Source organism: Streptomyces rectiverticillatus (assembly GCF_013394065.1).
Taxonomy (GTDB): domain Bacteria; phylum Actinomycetota; class Actinomycetes; order Streptomycetales; family Streptomycetaceae; genus Streptomyces; species Streptomyces rectiverticillatus.
The window spans coordinates 4151837-4167201 of sequence record NZ_CP040752.1; the positions used below are offsets into that span (position 1 = coordinate 4151837).

13 protein-coding genes and 1 pseudogene are annotated in these 15365 nt (G+C 71.1%); 11 read left to right on the forward strand and 3 right to left on the reverse strand.

The features are described from left to right. Nucleotides 1-104: 104 nt before the first annotated feature. Nucleotides 105-551: a glycine-rich domain-containing protein gene (locus FGW37_RS18085; protein WP_179081991.1), complete on the forward strand. Its 447-nt coding sequence runs from the start codon at nucleotides 105-107 to the stop codon at nucleotides 549-551. 155 nt (nucleotides 552-706) lie between these two features. Beyond that, a complete protein-coding gene (locus tag FGW37_RS18090; RefSeq protein ID WP_179081992.1) occupies nucleotides 707-1378 on the forward strand; it encodes a class I SAM-dependent methyltransferase in 672 nt (223 codons plus the stop codon). A gap of 25 nt (nucleotides 1379-1403) precedes the next feature. Here FGW37_RS18090 and FGW37_RS18095 read toward each other — a convergent pair whose 3' ends face one another. After that, a complete protein-coding gene (locus tag FGW37_RS18095) occupies nucleotides 1404-1646 on the reverse strand; it encodes a GntR family transcriptional regulator (protein WP_425506649.1) in 243 nt (80 codons plus the stop codon). 576 nt (nucleotides 1647-2222) lie between these two features. Here FGW37_RS18095 and FGW37_RS18100 point away from each other — a divergent pair. Further along, entirely contained in the window at nucleotides 2223-2981 is a 759-nt protein-coding gene (locus FGW37_RS18100) for a MerR family transcriptional regulator (protein ID WP_179081994.1), read from the forward strand. 72 nt (nucleotides 2982-3053) lie between these two features. On the opposite strand, the gene FGW37_RS18105 is transcribed toward FGW37_RS18100, so the two are convergent. Further along, on the reverse strand, nucleotides 3054-3419 hold the full coding sequence (locus FGW37_RS18105; protein WP_179081995.1) for a YbjQ family protein: 366 nt from the start codon (nucleotides 3417-3419) through the stop codon (nucleotides 3054-3056). 256 nt (nucleotides 3420-3675) lie between these two features. Here FGW37_RS18105 and FGW37_RS18110 point away from each other — a divergent pair. Further along, a pseudogene (locus tag FGW37_RS18110) lies at nucleotides 3676-4383 on the forward strand (DedA family protein); the annotation flags it as partial. A 421-nt stretch (nucleotides 4384-4804) separates the two neighbouring features. Next, a complete protein-coding gene (locus tag FGW37_RS18115) occupies nucleotides 4805-6496 on the forward strand; it encodes a threonine/serine exporter family protein (protein WP_179081996.1) in 1692 nt (563 codons plus the stop codon). Between the two features lie 370 nt (nucleotides 6497-6866). On the opposite strand, the gene FGW37_RS18120 is transcribed toward FGW37_RS18115, so the two are convergent. After that, nucleotides 6867-7364, reverse strand: coding sequence for an inorganic diphosphatase (locus tag FGW37_RS18120; protein WP_030367366.1), 498 nt, complete (start codon nucleotides 7362-7364; stop codon nucleotides 6867-6869). Between the two features lie 86 nt (nucleotides 7365-7450). Between FGW37_RS18120 and dacB the strand changes: the two genes are divergently transcribed. From dacB to folE, 6 genes are all read left to right on the forward strand, one after another. Beyond that, nucleotides 7451-8920, forward strand: a complete 1470-nt coding sequence (dacB, locus tag FGW37_RS18125; protein ID WP_179081997.1) for a D-alanyl-D-alanine carboxypeptidase/D-alanyl-D-alanine endopeptidase — start codon at nucleotides 7451-7453, stop codon at nucleotides 8918-8920. A 380-nt stretch (nucleotides 8921-9300) separates the two neighbouring features. Then, nucleotides 9301-10446, forward strand: a complete 1146-nt coding sequence (locus FGW37_RS18130; protein WP_179081998.1) for a zinc-dependent metalloprotease — start codon at nucleotides 9301-9303, stop codon at nucleotides 10444-10446. 190 nt (nucleotides 10447-10636) lie between these two features. Continuing rightward, nucleotides 10637-11647, forward strand: a complete 1011-nt coding sequence (gene tilS / locus FGW37_RS18135; protein WP_179081999.1) for a tRNA lysidine(34) synthetase TilS — start codon at nucleotides 10637-10639, stop codon at nucleotides 11645-11647. 99 nt (nucleotides 11648-11746) lie between these two features. Beyond that, the gene (gene hpt, locus FGW37_RS18140) at nucleotides 11747-12286 is read left to right on the forward strand and encodes a hypoxanthine phosphoribosyltransferase (protein ID WP_058047052.1); all 540 of its coding nucleotides are present in this window, start codon (nucleotides 11747-11749) and stop codon (nucleotides 12284-12286) included. Nucleotides 12287-12552: 266 nt separating this feature from the next. Further along, nucleotides 12553-14547, forward strand: a complete 1995-nt coding sequence (ftsH, locus tag FGW37_RS18145) for an ATP-dependent zinc metalloprotease FtsH (protein WP_179082000.1) — start codon at nucleotides 12553-12555, stop codon at nucleotides 14545-14547. Between the two features lie 142 nt (nucleotides 14548-14689). Further along, on the forward strand, nucleotides 14690-15295 hold the full coding sequence (gene folE, locus FGW37_RS18150) for a GTP cyclohydrolase I FolE (protein ID WP_179082001.1): 606 nt from the start codon (nucleotides 14690-14692) through the stop codon (nucleotides 15293-15295). Nucleotides 15296-15365: the final 70 nt, after the last annotated feature.

A 15365-nucleotide genomic window follows, 5' to 3' on the forward strand; every position in this document is an offset into this window, starting at 1 on the left:
TTCGACCTGCGGCAACGGATCACCCCACGGACCCGGGGTGCGCTGCACTGGAGGGGCGCCCCGTTCCGGGAGGCGCGAGGGCATCGAACAACGAGGAGGACAGCATGGCCACCGCAGTTGAGGCCGGACCGGCGGTTCGTGAACCCCGGGACTTCGTCAAGCCGAGCGTGTGGGAGCGCGAGATCCAGCTGCTCATGCGCGACCACCCGTTCGACGAGGTGTACGCCAACCGCCTGTTCGGCGCGGCCGTGTCCTATCTGGTCACGGCCATGGAGAAGTGGGGGCAGCAGCTGGAGATGTGCTGCGGCCGCACGGTCGACGTCGCCGTCCACACCTTCATCCTGGACACGAAGAACTACCGCGAGTTCTGCGCCCAGCACTTTGAGGGGCGGTTCCTGGAGCACATCCCGGAGATCGCCTTCAAGTACGACGGTTCGGTCGAGCGCACCGCAAAGATCATTGCGGACAACGGGTTCAAGGTCGACTGGAAGCTCTGGGAGGCCGATTACGCCAAGTGCGGCCCGTGCGCACCAGGAACGAACTGTCACTGAACGAACCGAAGCGGTCAGGCCCGGGGGCGCCGTGAGCGGCCCCGGGCCCACGTATGGCTCCGATCGGGCGGGGCTCTGTCAACGCCGCCCGGCGCGGCCTCGGGCGGCGGTACGGTGACGGACTCATGCGGCCTACCGTTCCTCCGAGGAGCCTCATGCCCCGCCCGCCTCTCACTCCGGCCGAATACTGGGATCTGTACAAGCCTTACCGGGGGGAGGGCGAACAACCGACCCCGCCGACCGATCGGTTCGAGTGGACGCAGTTCCCCGGCCATGGCCCCGGACCGGAGCTCCTCGGTAACCCGGTCACTGCGCTGGAGCTCGGCCCCGGTGAAGGCGCCGACGCCGTCCACCTCGCGCGCGGCGGCGTCCAGGTGACCGCTGTCGACTTCTCCGCCGTCCAGATCGCCCGCGCCTGCCGCTGGTGGTCGCACGTCCCGGGCGTCACCTTCGTGCACGCGGACGTGTGCAGCTTTCTCGTGTCCGAGGCGGCCGAGTACGACGCGATCTACTCCGTCTGGGGAGCAGTCTGGTTCACCGACCCAGAGCAGCTCCTCCCGCTGCTGGCCAAGCGCCTCGCCCCCGGCGGGGTCGTCGTCTTCAGCCACGCAGAGCCCGGCCCGGGCACGCATGGGGCTCAGCGGATGCGGGGGAAGTGGCTCGAAGGCCGCGAGCGCGAGCTGACCGTGCTGCGCTGGCAATACGCGCCCACGGTCTGGGCGGACCTTCTCAAGCGGAGCGGCTTCACACGCGTGGACGCTCGCATCGTGCCCCCGCCGGGGGGTCAGGCTCTGGGTACCTTGCTCGTTCGCGCGGAAGTGGCTTGAGCAGCCGCCCGGCGGTCACCTGCGCCTAGCCGTTCGCCTTGGGGGGTCGGGCGGTTACGAAGGAGCCCATGCCGGGCGTTGTGACGATCAGGCCTTCGGCGCGGAGGGCGGCTGTGACCTTGCGGACCGTCGTTCGCGCGACGTCGAATTCCTGTTCCATGCGCACCTCGGAGATGAGGTGGTTGAGCGGGTATTCACCGCTGGCGATGCGCTGCCGGATTACGTCGGCGATCTGCATCCACTTCGGCCGCGTCGGGTCGTACTCCATCACGTCGGTGACTGTAAACAGCGGTATGCAACCGAACATAGAGCCTACTCTAGACGGCTAGGTGCAGACAGGGCTCTCCAGGGGACTCTAGGGTGGGCGCACTCGAGACCCCCGCGACCGCAGCAACGGTCCGGGGGCATGGCCACCAGCCTCTGGAGCTGATGACGTGAAGGACTCTATCTCCCGCCTCCTCGCCCGGACGAGGGCTCTCTTCAGCCGCCGCACGGCGCCCGAAACGCCCGTCACGCCGCCTCCGCCCTCGCCCGCTCCGCCGGAGGCGCCTCCCGCTACTCCCCAGCCCCTCCGGTCCCACTGCGGTGTCTACGTCTGGGCCACCGCCCACGGGATCGACCTGCGCCCCACTACCCCGCTCCTCACCTGCACCTGCTCCACCAAGTCGCCGCACGCCGCCGATTCCGAAGCGCTCCGTGCGCGCGTGCGGGAGGTCAATGCCCGTAGCACCTGGGGGAAGTGAGGGGCATCCGTCTTGCGTGTGGACGGCGAATGGGCTTGCACCTCACGTAACGGGAGGGCGCACCGTGGGCTTCGTAAGCCCGTGACGGGAAAGGAGCGGAGATGAGCTACTCCGTGGGACAGGTCGCCGCCTTCGCCGGGGTGACCGTGCGGACGCTGCACCACTACGACGAGATCGGGCTGCTCACGCCCGGTGAGCGCAGTCACGCCGGGCACCGGCGCTACGACGACGCCGATCTCGACCGGTTGCAGCAGATCCTGTTCTACCGGGAGCTCGGCTTTCCGCTGGAGGAGGTGGCGCTGCTGCTGGACGAGCCGGATGCGGATCCGGTCGAGCACCTGCGCCGCCAGCACGGTCTGCTCGTCGAGCGGATCGAGCAGCTCCAGCGCATGGCCACCGCCGTGGAGCACGCCATGGAGGCGAAGAAGATGGGGATCAGGCTCACGCCGGAGGAGAAGTTCGAGGTGTTCGGGGACTACGACCCCGACGTGCACGCGGAGGAGGTCGAGCAGCGGTGGGGCGGCACGGACGCCTACCGCGAGTCGCAGCGCCGGACCGCCTCGTACACGAAGGAGGACTGGCTGCGGATCCAGGCCGAGGCGAACGGGCTCAACGAGCGCATCGCCGCCCTCCTGGCCTCCGGTGCGGCCGCGGACTCCCCGGAGGCCATGGACCTCGCCGAGGAGCACCGGCAGCAGATCGTGCGCTTCTTCTACGACTGCACGTACGAGATTCACACCTGCCTCGCCGAGATGTACGTCACAGACGAGCGGTTCACCGCCACCTATGAGGCCATCCGGCCCGGCATGGCCGGCTATCTCCGGGACGCCATCCTGGCCAATGCGGTGCGCAGCGCGTGAAAGACAGCTCGTGAAAGACGGAGGGGCGGTCCGGGCGATGCCCGGGCCGCCCCTCCGTCCGTCCCGGTCCCGTCACGGACGGGGCGAGATCACCACAGCCGTGCCGTACGCACACACCTCGGTGCCCACGTCCGCCGCCTCCGTCACATCGAAGCGGAACATCAGCACCGCGTTCGCGCCCCGGGCCCGGGCCTGCTCGATCAGGCGGTCCATGGCCTGGTTGCGGGTCTCCACCAGGGTCTTCGTCAGGCCCTTGAGCTCGCCGCCGACCAGGGACTTCAGGCCCGCGCCGATCTGGCTGCCGATGTGGCGGGAGCGCACGGTGAGGCCGAAGACCTCGCCAATGACCTGGTCGACCTTGTAGCCGGGGACGTCGTTCGTGGTCACGACCAGGACGTCGGACTGGGTCTGCCCGCCGCCGAACTCCTCGATGCCCATCGCATCCACCTCCGTGTGTGCAGTGTGTGCAGTCTTGCCGGTGCCTGATCAGGACGCATGCGGGGGATGCGGGGTTGCGCCGACCGGGTGTACGCCATGGGGAGGACACGGGGAAGGCCGTTGCCGCACACTGGTAGTCACACTGGAACGCGGCGGAACCCCGCCGCGTTGGTAACTTGGGGCCGCACACCGCCCCGCCCCGCCTGTGCCCGGGCCTCGCACGAGCCTGCGCCCTCGACCCAGGAGCCTGTCACCCGTGACCCCCACGACCACTCTCGCGCTCGGCCCACAGTGGCTGGATGCGAACTATCTGATCGAGCAATTCGGTCTGATCGGCGTCCTGGCCATCGTCTTCGCGGAGTCCGGCCTCCTGATCGGCTTCTTCCTCCCCGGCGACTCCCTGCTGTTCACGACGGGTCTGCTGGTGACCACCGGCCAGATCAGCAAGCCGCTGTGGGTCGTCTGCACGCTGGTGGCGGTCGCGGCGATCGTGGGCGACCAGGCGGGCTACCTCTTCGGCCGCAAGGTCGGTCCCTCGCTCTTCAAGCGCCCCGACTCCAAGCTCTTCAAGCAGGAGAACGTGGAGAAGGCGCACGAGTTCTTCGAGAAGTACGGCCCGAAATCGCTGGTCCTGGCGCGTTTCGTGCCCGTGATCCGCACCTTCACGCCGATCATCGCCGGCGTGAGCCGGATGAACTACCGCTCGTTCCTCATCTTCAACATCGTCGGCGGCATCCTGTGGGGCGTCGGCGTGACGCTGCTCGGCGCGGCGCTCGGCAAGATCGAGTTCGTTCACAAGAACATCGAGATGATGCTGATCGCCATCGTGCTGATCTCGGTGCTGCCGATCGTCTTCGAGTTCCTGCGGGCCCGCTCGAAGAGCAAGAAGGCCGCGGCGCAGGCGGCGCGGGCGCCGCAGCCGCAGCCGCAGCCGCCGTACGGCGGCGGGTACCCGGGCGCGGGTGAGGGTCAGAGCCCGTACCCCGGCGCGGGTCAGGGCCCGTACTCCGGCGTGGGTCAGAGCGCGTACCCCGGCGCGGGCCAGGGTCCGTACGCGGGTGGGGATCAGGGCTCTTACGCGGGCGAGGGTCAGAGCCAGAGCCCGTACCCGGGCGCGGGTCAGGGCCCCGTGGGCGGCCCCCGCCCGCCGGCGCAGCAGCAGCGCGGCCGCCACGCGCGCCGCTGACGGTCTGCGACACCGCGACACCGCGGCACCGCGGCACTCCGGGCGAAGCGAGGGGCTCGGCCTCTCGCTGCGCGCCCCGCTCCGCGCCTCGCTTCGGCCTCTCAGTCATAAGGGCCGCCCCACTGGGCACACGAGTTCCTGATCAGGCATTGTTGCCCATGGGTCCTGTCCGGGAGGGCCCCGGTACGAGGAGCGCGAGGTGGCCGAGCGGCAGCGGGGTGGCAACGGGGCCGGTGAGGCTCCGGAGGACCGCAAGCCCCAGTCCGACGAGGCGCGCAGCGCCTTCACCCCGCCGCTCGGCGTCCCGCTGCCGCCACCGCCCGAGGACGAGCACCCGACCTCGGAGTTCGCCATTCCGGAGGGGATCGCCCCCGAGCCGCCCAGCGAACCCGAAGGCTCGGCCTTCACCCTCCCCGCGGGCACCGTCGCACCCGACGCCGGCACCACCCAGAGCACGCTCCTGCCCGGCTACACGCCGCCCTACGGCTCGCCCAAGATCAGCCTGACCAAGGACACGCCCTGGCAGGACCGCATGCGCACCATGCTGCGTATGCCCGTCGGCGAGCGGCCCGCCCCCGAGCGGGCCGCCAAGCAGGACGAGCCCGGCCCGCCCGTCCCGCGCGTCCTCGACCTGACCCTCCGCATCGGCGAGCTGCTGCTCGCGGGCGGCGAGGGCGCCGAGGACGTGGAAGCGGCGATGTTCGGCGTCGCGCACGCGTACGGGCTCCACCGCTGCGAGCCGACGGTCACCTTCACGCTGCTGACCGTCAGCTACCAGCCGTCCCTCGTCGACGACCCCGTCACCGCCAACCGCACGGTGCGGCGGCGCGGCACCGACTACACCCGCCTGGACGCCGTCTTCCGGCTCGTCCACGCCATCACGTCGCAGGGGCTGACGCTGGAGGAGGCCTACCGCGGCCTCGCCGAGATCCGCCGCAACCGCCACCCGTACCCCGGCTGGGGCCTGACCGCCGCCTCCGGGCTGCTCGCCGGCGCGGCGAGCATGCTCGTGGGCGGCGGGCTCGTCGTCTTCCTCGCCGCCGCGGTCGGCGCGATGCTGGGCGACCGGCTGGCGTGGCTCGCGTCCGGGCGCGGGCTGCCGGAGTTCTACCAGTTCGTCGTGGCCGGGCTGCCGCCCGCGGCGATGGGCGTCGCGCTGAGCGCCCTGCACGACTACGTGGACGTCCAGGCGTCCGCGGTGATCACCGGTGGGCTGTTCGCCCTGATCCCCGGGCGGGCGCTCGTGGCGGGCGTCCAGGACGGCCTGACCGGCTACTACATCACCGCCGCGGCCCGGCTCCTCGAAGTCGGCTACCTGATCGCGGGCATCGTCTGCGGCGTGCTGATGGTCCTCTACGGGGGCGTGCACATCGGCGGGGCCACGCTCAATCCGGAGGCGGCGCTGGAACGCGTCGAGCGGCCGTTGATCCAGATCATCGCCGCGATGCTGCTGTCCTTCGCCTTCGCGGTGCTGCTCCAGCAGGAACGTCACTCTGTGTGGGTGGCCACGCTCAACGGCGGGGTCGCCTGGGTGGTCTACGGCGCGCTCGCCGACACCGCCGGACTGGACCCCGTACCCGCCACGGCCATCGCCGCCGGACTCGTCGGCCTCTTCGGCCAGCTGCTCTCGCGCTACCGGTACGCGTCCGCGCTGCCGTACGTGACGGCGGCGATCGGGCCGCTGCTGCCCGGTAGCGCCGTCTACTTCGCGCTGCTCAACTTCGCCAAGAACGAGCTGAACACCGGCATCGCCAGCCTCACCAAGGCGGCCGCCCTGGCCCTGGCGATCGCCATCGGCGTGAACCTGGGCTCGGAGATGGCGCGCATGTTCCTGAAGGTCCCGGGCGAGGCGGCGGGACGCCGTGCGGCGAAGCGCACGCGAGGCTTCTAGCAAGCCTTACGCGGGGGGTGCGTGCACGGTCCCGGGTGCCCGGGAAGCTTCTGCGCGGAGCGCGCACGCTTTGCCCGCCGCGACGGCGATCCGCCGCGACGGCCGTTTCCGGCGGTGCCGAGGGAATGCTGCTTCGCGGTCGGTGAGTGCCGGGCGCTTTTCATCCGCCGCGACGGTGCTCCGCCACAGTGGACGTTTTCGGCGGTGCCGAGCTCACCCGAGCTCGTACGGCACCGCCGGGTTCCGGCGTCGTGGTTGCGCGCCGCTGCGGCGGAGGGAATGCCGCTTCGCGGCGCAGAAACGGCGCGGGGCCGGGGTTGCCGTACGACACGTACGGCAACCCCGGCCCCGCGCAAAGCGAGCCGCAGGCTCAGTGGTGGGCGCCGCCCGCCGCCTCGAGGCGCTTGTACGAGGCCTCGATCTCGGCCTCGGCCTCGGCGCGGCCGACCCAGTCCGCGCCCTCGACCGACTTGCCCGGCTCGAGGTCCTTGTAGACCTCGAAGAAGTGCTGGATCTCCAGGCGGTCGAACTCCGACACGTGGTGGATGTCGCGCAGGTGCTCCATGCGCGGGTCGTTCGCCGGGACGCACAGCAGCTTGTCGTCGCCGCCGGCCTCGTCCGTCATGCGGAACATGCCGATGGCGCGGCACTTGATGAGGCAGCCCGGGAAGGTCGGCTCGTCGAGGATGACGAGGGCGTCCAGCGGGTCGCCGTCCTCACCGAGGGTGTTCTCGACGAAGCCGTAGTCCGCCGGGTAGCTGGTCGAGGTGAAGAGGCGGCGGTCCAGGCGGATGCGACCGGTCTCGTGGTCCACCTCGTACTTGTTCCGCGAACCCTTCGGGATCTCGATGGTGACGTCGAACTCCACGGGTGGCTCCTCCATGATCAACACATACGTCTGGTGGTTAAGTGTCTCTCACGTGGGAGTGTGCTGGCGAAAGGGGCTGGTCCGGGATGTCGGAGACCAGGTCGTGGCGGCTGCGGCTGCGGCCGCCGCTGCCGCCGTGGCGGGGCTCGCCCCGGGCGCGGACCGCACGGTTCGCCGCGGTGTCCGCCGTGGCGGGGCTCGTCGTGGCGGGCACGGCGGTGGGCGCGGCCGGGCCCTGGGAGGGCGGCCAGCGCAAGGCCGAGCGCGCGCGGGCGGCCGCGGACACGGCGGCCGGCGGCGGCCGCCCCGCGCAGCCCGTACGCCCGGACGCGCCGCCCGTGCTCGCGGCCCTCGGAGGCCGGGCGACGGCCCCGCAGCCGACCCGGGACGGGCTCGGCGGGGCCCTCGACGGCCTGCTGAAGGACTCCGCGCTGGGCGCGCAGACCTCGGCGGCGGTCGTGGACGTCGCCACCGGGCAGCAGCTGTTCGGGTCCGACCAGGACACGCCGTACACCCCGGCCTCCACGATCAAGACGGCCACGGCCGCGGCGGCGCTGGCCGCGCTGGGGCCCGCGCACCGCATCGAGACCACGGCCGTGGCCGACGGCGACACCGTCGTGCTCGTCGGCGGGGGAGACCCCACGCTCACGGCCCGCCCCGCCAAGGAGGGGGCGCCGCCCGCCGCGAGCCTGAAGGAGCTGGCGGACGCCACCGCGCGCGGCCTCAAGGCGCGCGGCAAGGGCCGGGTGAAGGTCGCCTACGACGCCTCCCGCTACTCCGGTCCCGCCGTCCACCCCATAGGGCCCAACGAGAACATCGCGCCCGTCAGCGCCCTGACGGTCGACGAGGGCCGGCTGGACGACTCCGACCACGGCCCCGCCGAGCGCACCGCGGACCCGGCCGGTGACGCGGGGCGGAAGTTCGCCGGGATGCTGCGCGAGGCGGGCGTCGACGTCGACGGCGACCCGGCGGCGGGGCGCGCGGGCGAGAAGGCGGAACGTCTCGCCTCGGTCTCCTCGCCGCCGCTGTCCGCGCTCGTCGAGCGCACCCTCACCAACAGCGACAACGACATCGCCGAGGCGCTGGCCCGGCAGACGGCGCTGGCGTCCGGGCAGCCGGCCGACTTCGAGGGTGCGGCCAGGGCGGTGACCGGCCGTCTGGAGAAGCTCGGCCTGCCGCTGTCCGGGGCGCGCATCGCCGACGGCAGCGGGCTCGACCGCGCGGACCACGTCTCGGCGGCCTTCCTGGCCTCCCTCCTCGCCCGGGCGGCCGATCCGGCCCGCCCGGAGCTGCGGCCGGTCCTGACGGGGCTGCCCGTGGCGGGCTTCAGCGGGACGCTGAGCGGGCGGTACGGGGCGGACGCGGCGGGGCGCGGCGTCGTCCGGGCCAAGACCGGCACGCTCACGGGCGTGAACACGCTGTCCGGCACGGTCGTGGACGCGGACGGGCGGTTGCTGTCGTTCGCCTTCATGACGACGGGCGCGGCGTCCGGCGAGGGCGCCCAGGGGGCGCTGGACCGCCTGGCGACGGCGGTCGCGGGCTGCGGGTGCCGCTGAGCGCTGCGCTGCAGGCACGGGCCGTCGGCTGCGGGCCGTCCGCGGCCGGTCGCGCAGTTCCCCGCGCCCCTTACGGGGCGCGATCCGCCCTCCGACAAGCCCGCAGGGATCTCCCGCCGCAACGCTGAGGCACCCCCACGGCGAGGGTCCGGCGGCATTCCCGGCCGTGGCCGGGTTGTGCGGCACCGCCGGGCCGTGGCGCGGTGGCTGGCCGCCGTGGCGGCGGATTCGCGAGGCCGGGCCTCTTGAAAATCTCCCGCCGCCACGGCGAGGCACCCCCACGGCGAGGGTCCGGCGGAATGCGCCGACGGCCCCGGGCATGGGTTTCGGTCAAAGACACTTCGCTACCCCGAGCGGAGCGGCCCACGTACGGTGAAGCCATGACGAGCATCGGTGGTGCGGAGATGGTCGACTGGAAGCTCGCGGTGGCGACCGCGGTCCGGTTCGTACGGCCCGGGCCGGAGGTGAGCCGGGAGGAGGCGCGGGCGGTCGTCGCGGAGCTGCGGCGGCACGCGGCGACGTCGGAGGAGCACGTCAGGGCGTTCACCCGGATGGTGCCCGGCCCGGGGGAGGACGGCGCCGGGAGCGACACCCCGGTCCTCGTGGTGGACAGGGCGGGCTGGATCAAGGCGAACGTGGCCGGGTTCCGCGCGATCCTGGGCCCGCTGCTGGAGAAGATGCAGGACCGCCGGGCGAACGTGCCCGGCGGCGCGGTGCTCGGCGCGGTCGGCGGCAAGGTGACCGGCGTGGAGCTGGGGATGCTGCTGTCGTTCCTGGCGTCGCGGGTGCTGGGCCAGTACGAGACGTTCGCCCCGGCGAGCAGGGACCTGCCGGGCTCGGCGACGGGCGGCGGCCGCCTGCTGCTGGTGGCGCCGAACATCGTCCACGTAGAGCGCGAGCTGGACGTGGACCCGCACGACTTCCGCCTGTGGGTGTGCCTGCACGAGGAGACGCACCGGACGCAGTTCACGGCCGTGCCCTGGCTGCGCGACCACATCGAGGGCGAGATCCAGTCGTTCCTGGGGGAGACCGAGGTCGACCCCGCGACGCTGCTGGAGCGGATCCGGGAGGCCGCCCAGTCGCTGGCGGGCGGCCGTCCTCCGGAGGAGGAGGGCGCGGAGGAGGGCGGGCGCAGCATCGTGGACCTGGTGCAGACGCCCGCGCAGCGGGAGATCCTGGCCCGGCTGACGGCGGTGATGTCGCTGCTGGAGGGCCATGCGGACTATGTGATGGACGGCGTCGGGCCGCAGGTCGTGCCGTCGGTGGCGGAGATCCGGGAGAAGTTCCAGCAGCGGCGGGCCAAGGGCGCGGGGCGGCTGGACGCGGCGCTGCGCCGGCTGCTGGGCCTGGACGCGAAGCTGCGCCAGTACCGTGATGGTGAGCGCTTCGTGCGGGCCGTCGTCGACGAGGTCGGCATGGACGGCTTCAACAGGGTGTGGACATCCCCGAACACCCTGCCCACCAAGGCGGAGATCGCCAAACCGGCGGACTGGGTCGCAAGGGTGCACCGCAAGAACGAGCCGTGAACCGGAAGCTCCTCCTCCGGGTAGAACGCCTCCGTAATCACCCGTCCGAGGGACCGTGGGTCAGGGGTGGGCGTGCGATGCTCGGGTAATGGCTCGCTTCTGTCACCATCGACGCACACAGCGTGACTGAAGGCCTCGAAGCTCCCGCAGCTCCGAACGATCTCCATATGGAACGATTGGACACACGGACATGGGTCCACATCCCGCGGTCGCCGCGATACGCCTGGCGGTCCGCCGCGTACTTCACGACGTCCTCACCCCCACCGAATCCGTCCCCCCCGGCGGCCGTGAGCCGCTCGTCCTCGTCGCCTGCTCCGGCGGCGCGGACTCCATGGCCCTCGCCTCCGCCCTGGCCTTCGAGGCCCCCCGGCTCGGCATCCGGGCCGGCGGAGTCACCGTCGACCACGGCCTCCAGCACGGCTCCGACCTGCGCGCCGCAGAGGTGGCGAGCCGCCTCGCCGCCTTCGACCTCGATCCCGTCGAGGCCCTGACCGTCACTGTCGGCAGGGACGGCGGCCCCGAAGCCGCCGCCCGTGACGCGCGCTACGCCGCCCTCGACGCCGCCGCCGAGCGGCACGGCGCCGTGGCCGTCCTCCTCGGCCACACCCGGGACGACCAGGCGGAGACGGTGCTGCTCGGCCTCGCCCGCGGCTCCGGCACCCGCTCCCTCGCCGGCATGGCCGTCACCTCCGGCGTCGGCGGCCGCTACCGCCGTCCCTTCCTCGGCCTCGACCGGCAGACCGCGCGCAAGGCCTGCATGGTCCAGTCCCTGCCCGTCTGGGACGACCCGCACAACGCGGACCCGGCCTACACCCGCTCCCGGGTCCGCCACGAAGCCCTCCCCGTCCTGGAGAAGGCCCTCGGCAAGGGCGTGATCGAGGCCCTCGCCCGCACCGCCCAGCTCTCCCGGGACGACGCCGACGCCCTGGACGACTGGGCCGCCACCGTCGAGCCCTCCGTCCGGGACGACAGCGGCGCCCTGGAGACCGCCAAGCTCTACGCCCTGCCGCCCGCGGTCCGCCGCCGGGTGCTGCGCCGGGCGGCCATCTCGGCGGGGTCCCCGGCCGGTTCGCTCTTCGCCCGGCACATCGAGGAAGTCGACCGGCTGATCACCGGATGGCGAGGCCAGGGAGCCATCAATCTGCCCGGGCGGGTCGCGGTCCGCAGGCAGGGTGGCAGACTGGTCCTCCGGCAGGGCTGATTCGAACGGGCACGAACGTCACGAACGGGCCTCAGCTCGCCGCGGAAATGCCGGACGATCCGTAGACAAGCGAGAGTGGCGCGGGTGGACGACAAGGACATGGGCACCGACCTCAAGTCGGTGCTCATCACCAAGGAAGAGATCGACGCGAAGCTGGCGGAGCTGGCTGCGAAGATCGACGCGGAGTACGCGGGCAAGGACCTGCTGATCGTCGGTGTCCTCAAGGGCGCCGTGATGGTGATGGCGGACCTGGCGCGTGCGCTCTCCAACCCCGTGACGATGGACTGGATGGCCGTGTCCTCGTACGGCGCGGGCACCCAGTCCTCCGGTGTGGTCCGCATCCTCAAGGACCTCGACACCGACATCAAGGGCAAGGACGTCCTGATCGTCGAGGACATCATCGACTCCGGCCTGACCCTGTCGTGGCTGCTGTCGAACCTGGGCTCGCGCGAGCCCGCCTCGCTCAACGTCGTCACCCTCCTGCGCAAGCCGGAGGCGGCCAAGGTCGCGATCGACGTCAAGTGGGTCGGCTTCGACATCCCCAACGAGTTCGTCGTCGGCTATGGTCTCGACTTCGCCGAGAAGTACCGCAACCTGCCCTTCGTGGGCACGCTCGCGCCGCACGTCTACGGCGGCTGAGCTTCCGGGCCTGGTCGGCGGCCCCCCACCGGCGCGCGGGAACCGAATGAGGGTTCCCGCCGTTGGAGCAGGGTAAGGCGGGTTGGTTGACCGTCTGCAGCGGCGTCGGGAGACAATGCTGGGGTACCGTCCGAAGGTCAGTCTTTTTCAGGCTTTCAAGTCAAGCTTTCAAGGTCGAGCAGGACACCGTACGCACAGGCACCCCGTCCAGGGGCTGGCCGTGCCTCACTGTGGCAGGAGGGACGGGGCGCTCGCGCCCCGTATGGATGGACGTGAAGCGCTACTTCCGTGGGCCGGTCATGTGGATCGTGCTGGCCGTCCTCGCCGTGGTCGTGTTGATGCAGGTCGTCGGCTCCGGCGGCGGCTACAAGTCGGTGGACACCAGCCAGGTCGTCAACGCGATCAACAAGGACCTGGTGAAATCGGCCGAGCTGACGACCGGCGACGAGAACAAGATCAAGGTTGAGCTCAAGGACGGCCAGAAGGTCAAGGGCTCGAGCAAGATCCAGGCGAACTACATCGGCGAGCAGGGCGTCGACATCGCGAAGTCCCTGCAGGCCAACGCCGAGAAGAACATGATCCCGGAGGGATACAACGTCTCGACGTCCAAGCAGAACCCGTTCATCGGCGTCCTGCTGTCGTTGCTGCCGTTCGTCCTCATCGTCGTGGTCTTCCTGTTCCTGATGAATCAGATGCAGGGCGGCGGCTCCCGGGTGATGAACTTCGGGAAGTCCAAGGCCAAGCTGATCACCAAGGACACCCCCAAGACGACGTTCTCCGACGTCGCCGGCGCCGACGAGGCCGTCGAGGAGCTCCACGAGATCAAGGAGTTCCTGCAGGAGCCGGCGAAGTTCCAGGCCGTCGGCGCCAAGATCCCCAAGGGTGTGCTGCTCTACGGCCCGCCCGGTACGGGCAAGACGCTGCTCGCGCGCGCCGTCGCCGGCGAGGCGGGCGTGCCGTTCTACTCGATCTCCGGCTCCGACTTCGTCGAGATGTTCGTGGGTGTCGGTGCCTCCCGGGTCCGTGACCTCTTCGAGCAGGCCAAGGCCAACGCCCCGGCCATCGTCTTCGTCGACGAGATCGACGCCGTCGGCCGGCACCGCGGCGCGGGCCTCGGCGGCGGTCACGACGAGCGCGAGCAGACCCTGAACCAGCTCCTCGTCGAGATGGACGGCTTCGACGTCAAGGGCGGCGTCATCCTGATCGCCGCCACCAACCGTCCCGACATCCTCGACCCGGCGCTGCTGCGCCCCGGCCGTTTCGACCGGCAGATCGCCGTCGACCGCCCGGACATGCAGGGCCGTCTGGAGATCCTCAAGGTCCACCAGAAGGGCAAGCCGGTCGCCCCGGACGTCGACCTGTCGGCCGTCGCCCGCCGCACCCCCGGCTTCACCGGTGCCGATCTCTCCAACGTGCTGAACGAGGCCGCGCTCCTTACGGCCCGCAGCGACAAGAAGCTGATCGACAACCACTTCCTGGACGAGGCGATCGACCGCGTCGTGGCCGGCCCGCAGAAGCGGACCCGGATCATGAGCGACAAGGAGAAGAAGATCACCGCGTACCACGAGGGCGGTCACGCCCTGGTCGCGGCGGCTTCCCCCAACTCCGACCCGGTGCACAAGATCACGATCCTGTCCCGCGGCCGTGCCCTCGGCTACACCATGGTCCTGCCCGACGAGGACAAGTACTCCACCACCCGCAACGAGATGCTCGACCAGCTGGCGTACATGCTGGGCGGCCGCGCGGCGGAGGAGCTCGTCTTCCACGACCCGACCACCGGTGCCGCCAACGACATCGAGAAGGCCACCGCCACGGCCCGCGCGATGGTCACGCAGTACGGCATGACCGAGCGCCTCGGCGCGATCAAGTTCGGCTCCGACAATTCCGAGCCGTTCCTGGGCCGCGAGATGTCGCACCAGCGTGACTACTCCGAAGAGGTCGCCGCGCTGGTCGACGAAGAGGTCAAGAAGCTCATCGAGACCGCGCACAACGAGGCGTGGGAGATCCTCGTCGAGAACCGCGACATCCTCGACAACCTGGTTCTGGCCCTCCTGGAGAAGGAGACGCTGAACAAGGAGGAGATCGCCGAGATCTTCAAGCACGTGGTCCGGCGCCCCGCCCGCCCGGCGTGGACCGGCTCCTCGCGCCGCACCCCCTCCACCCGCCCGCCGGTGCTCTCCCCCAAGGAGCTCGCCCCGAGCAACGGCGGCCAGACCATGGAGTCGCTCGACCTCCCGGACGAGGCCCGCCCGGAGAACTGAGCCGCCGCACAGGCCCTGCCGGGCCCTGCACCACAGGGCCCGGAATGGATGCCGCGTCACCCAGGTTTTAGCCTGGGGACGCGGCATCCCGTTTATCCGGCCGTGCCGGTTGCTACGAACGCACGAGAGAACGAGGCACTCCATGACCGACCCGGTGACGCTGGACGCCGAGCGGAACATCGGCGCATTCGACGAGAAGCGCGCCGAGAACGCGGTGCGTGAGCTGCTCCTCGCCGTGGGCGAGGATCCGGACCGGGAGGGCCTGCGGGAGACGCCGGCCCGGGTGGCACGCGCGTACAAGGAGATATTCGCGGGTCTCTGGCAGGAGCCGGAGGACGTGCTGACCACGACGTTCGACCTCGGGCACGACGAGATGGTGCTCGTGCGCGACATCGAGGTCTACAGCACCTGTGAGCACCACCTGGTGCCGTTCCACGGCGTGGCGCACGTCGGCTACATCCCGTCGACCAGCGGGAAGATCACCGGGCTGTCGAAGCTGGCCCGCCTGGTGGACGTCTACGCCCGCCGGCCGCAGGTCCAGGAGCGGCTGACCACGCAGATCGCGGACTCGCTGATGGAGATCCTGGAGCCGCGCGGCGTGGTCGTGGTCATCGAGTGCGAGCACATGTGCATGTCCATGCGGGGCATCCGCAAGCCGGGCGCGAAGACGCTGACCTCGGCGGTGCGCGGTCAGCTGCGTGACCCGGCCACGCGGGCCGAGGCGATGAGCCTGATCATGGCTCGGTAGCCGTACCGGGATTTGCCGCAAAAGAATGCCCGCCGCGGCGGCGCGAAGCCACGACGGCGGGTGTTCGGCG

What these genes read in the sequence shown, in the direction of transcription:
- FGW37_RS18085 (WP_179081991.1), top strand. Translation starts at nt 105, where the DNA reads ATGGCCACCGCAGTTGAGGCCGGACCGGCGGTTCGTGAACCCCGGGAC.
- FGW37_RS18090 (WP_179081992.1), top strand. Translation starts at nt 707, where the DNA reads ATGCCCCGCCCGCCTCTCACTCCGGCCGAATACTGGGATCTGTACAAG.
- FGW37_RS18095 (WP_425506649.1), bottom strand. Translation starts at nt 1,646, where the DNA reads ATGGAGTACGACCCGACGCGGCCGAAGTGGATGCAGATCGCCGACGTA.
- FGW37_RS18100 (WP_179081994.1), top strand. Translation starts at nt 2,223, where the DNA reads ATGAGCTACTCCGTGGGACAGGTCGCCGCCTTCGCCGGGGTGACCGTG.
- FGW37_RS18105 (WP_179081995.1), bottom strand. Translation starts at nt 3,419, where the DNA reads ATGGGCATCGAGGAGTTCGGCGGCGGGCAGACCCAGTCCGACGTCCTG.
- dacB (WP_179081997.1), top strand. Translation starts at nt 7,451, where the DNA reads ATGTCGGAGACCAGGTCGTGGCGGCTGCGGCTGCGGCCGCCGCTGCCG.
- FGW37_RS18130 (WP_179081998.1), top strand. Translation starts at nt 9,301, where the DNA reads ATGACGAGCATCGGTGGTGCGGAGATGGTCGACTGGAAGCTCGCGGTG.
- tilS (WP_179081999.1), top strand. Translation starts at nt 10,637, where the DNA reads ATGGGTCCACATCCCGCGGTCGCCGCGATACGCCTGGCGGTCCGCCGC.
- hpt (WP_058047052.1), top strand. Translation starts at nt 11,747, where the DNA reads ATGGGCACCGACCTCAAGTCGGTGCTCATCACCAAGGAAGAGATCGAC.
- ftsH (WP_179082000.1), top strand. Translation starts at nt 12,553, where the DNA reads ATGGACGTGAAGCGCTACTTCCGTGGGCCGGTCATGTGGATCGTGCTG.
- folE (WP_179082001.1), top strand. Translation starts at nt 14,690, where the DNA reads ATGACCGACCCGGTGACGCTGGACGCCGAGCGGAACATCGGCGCATTC.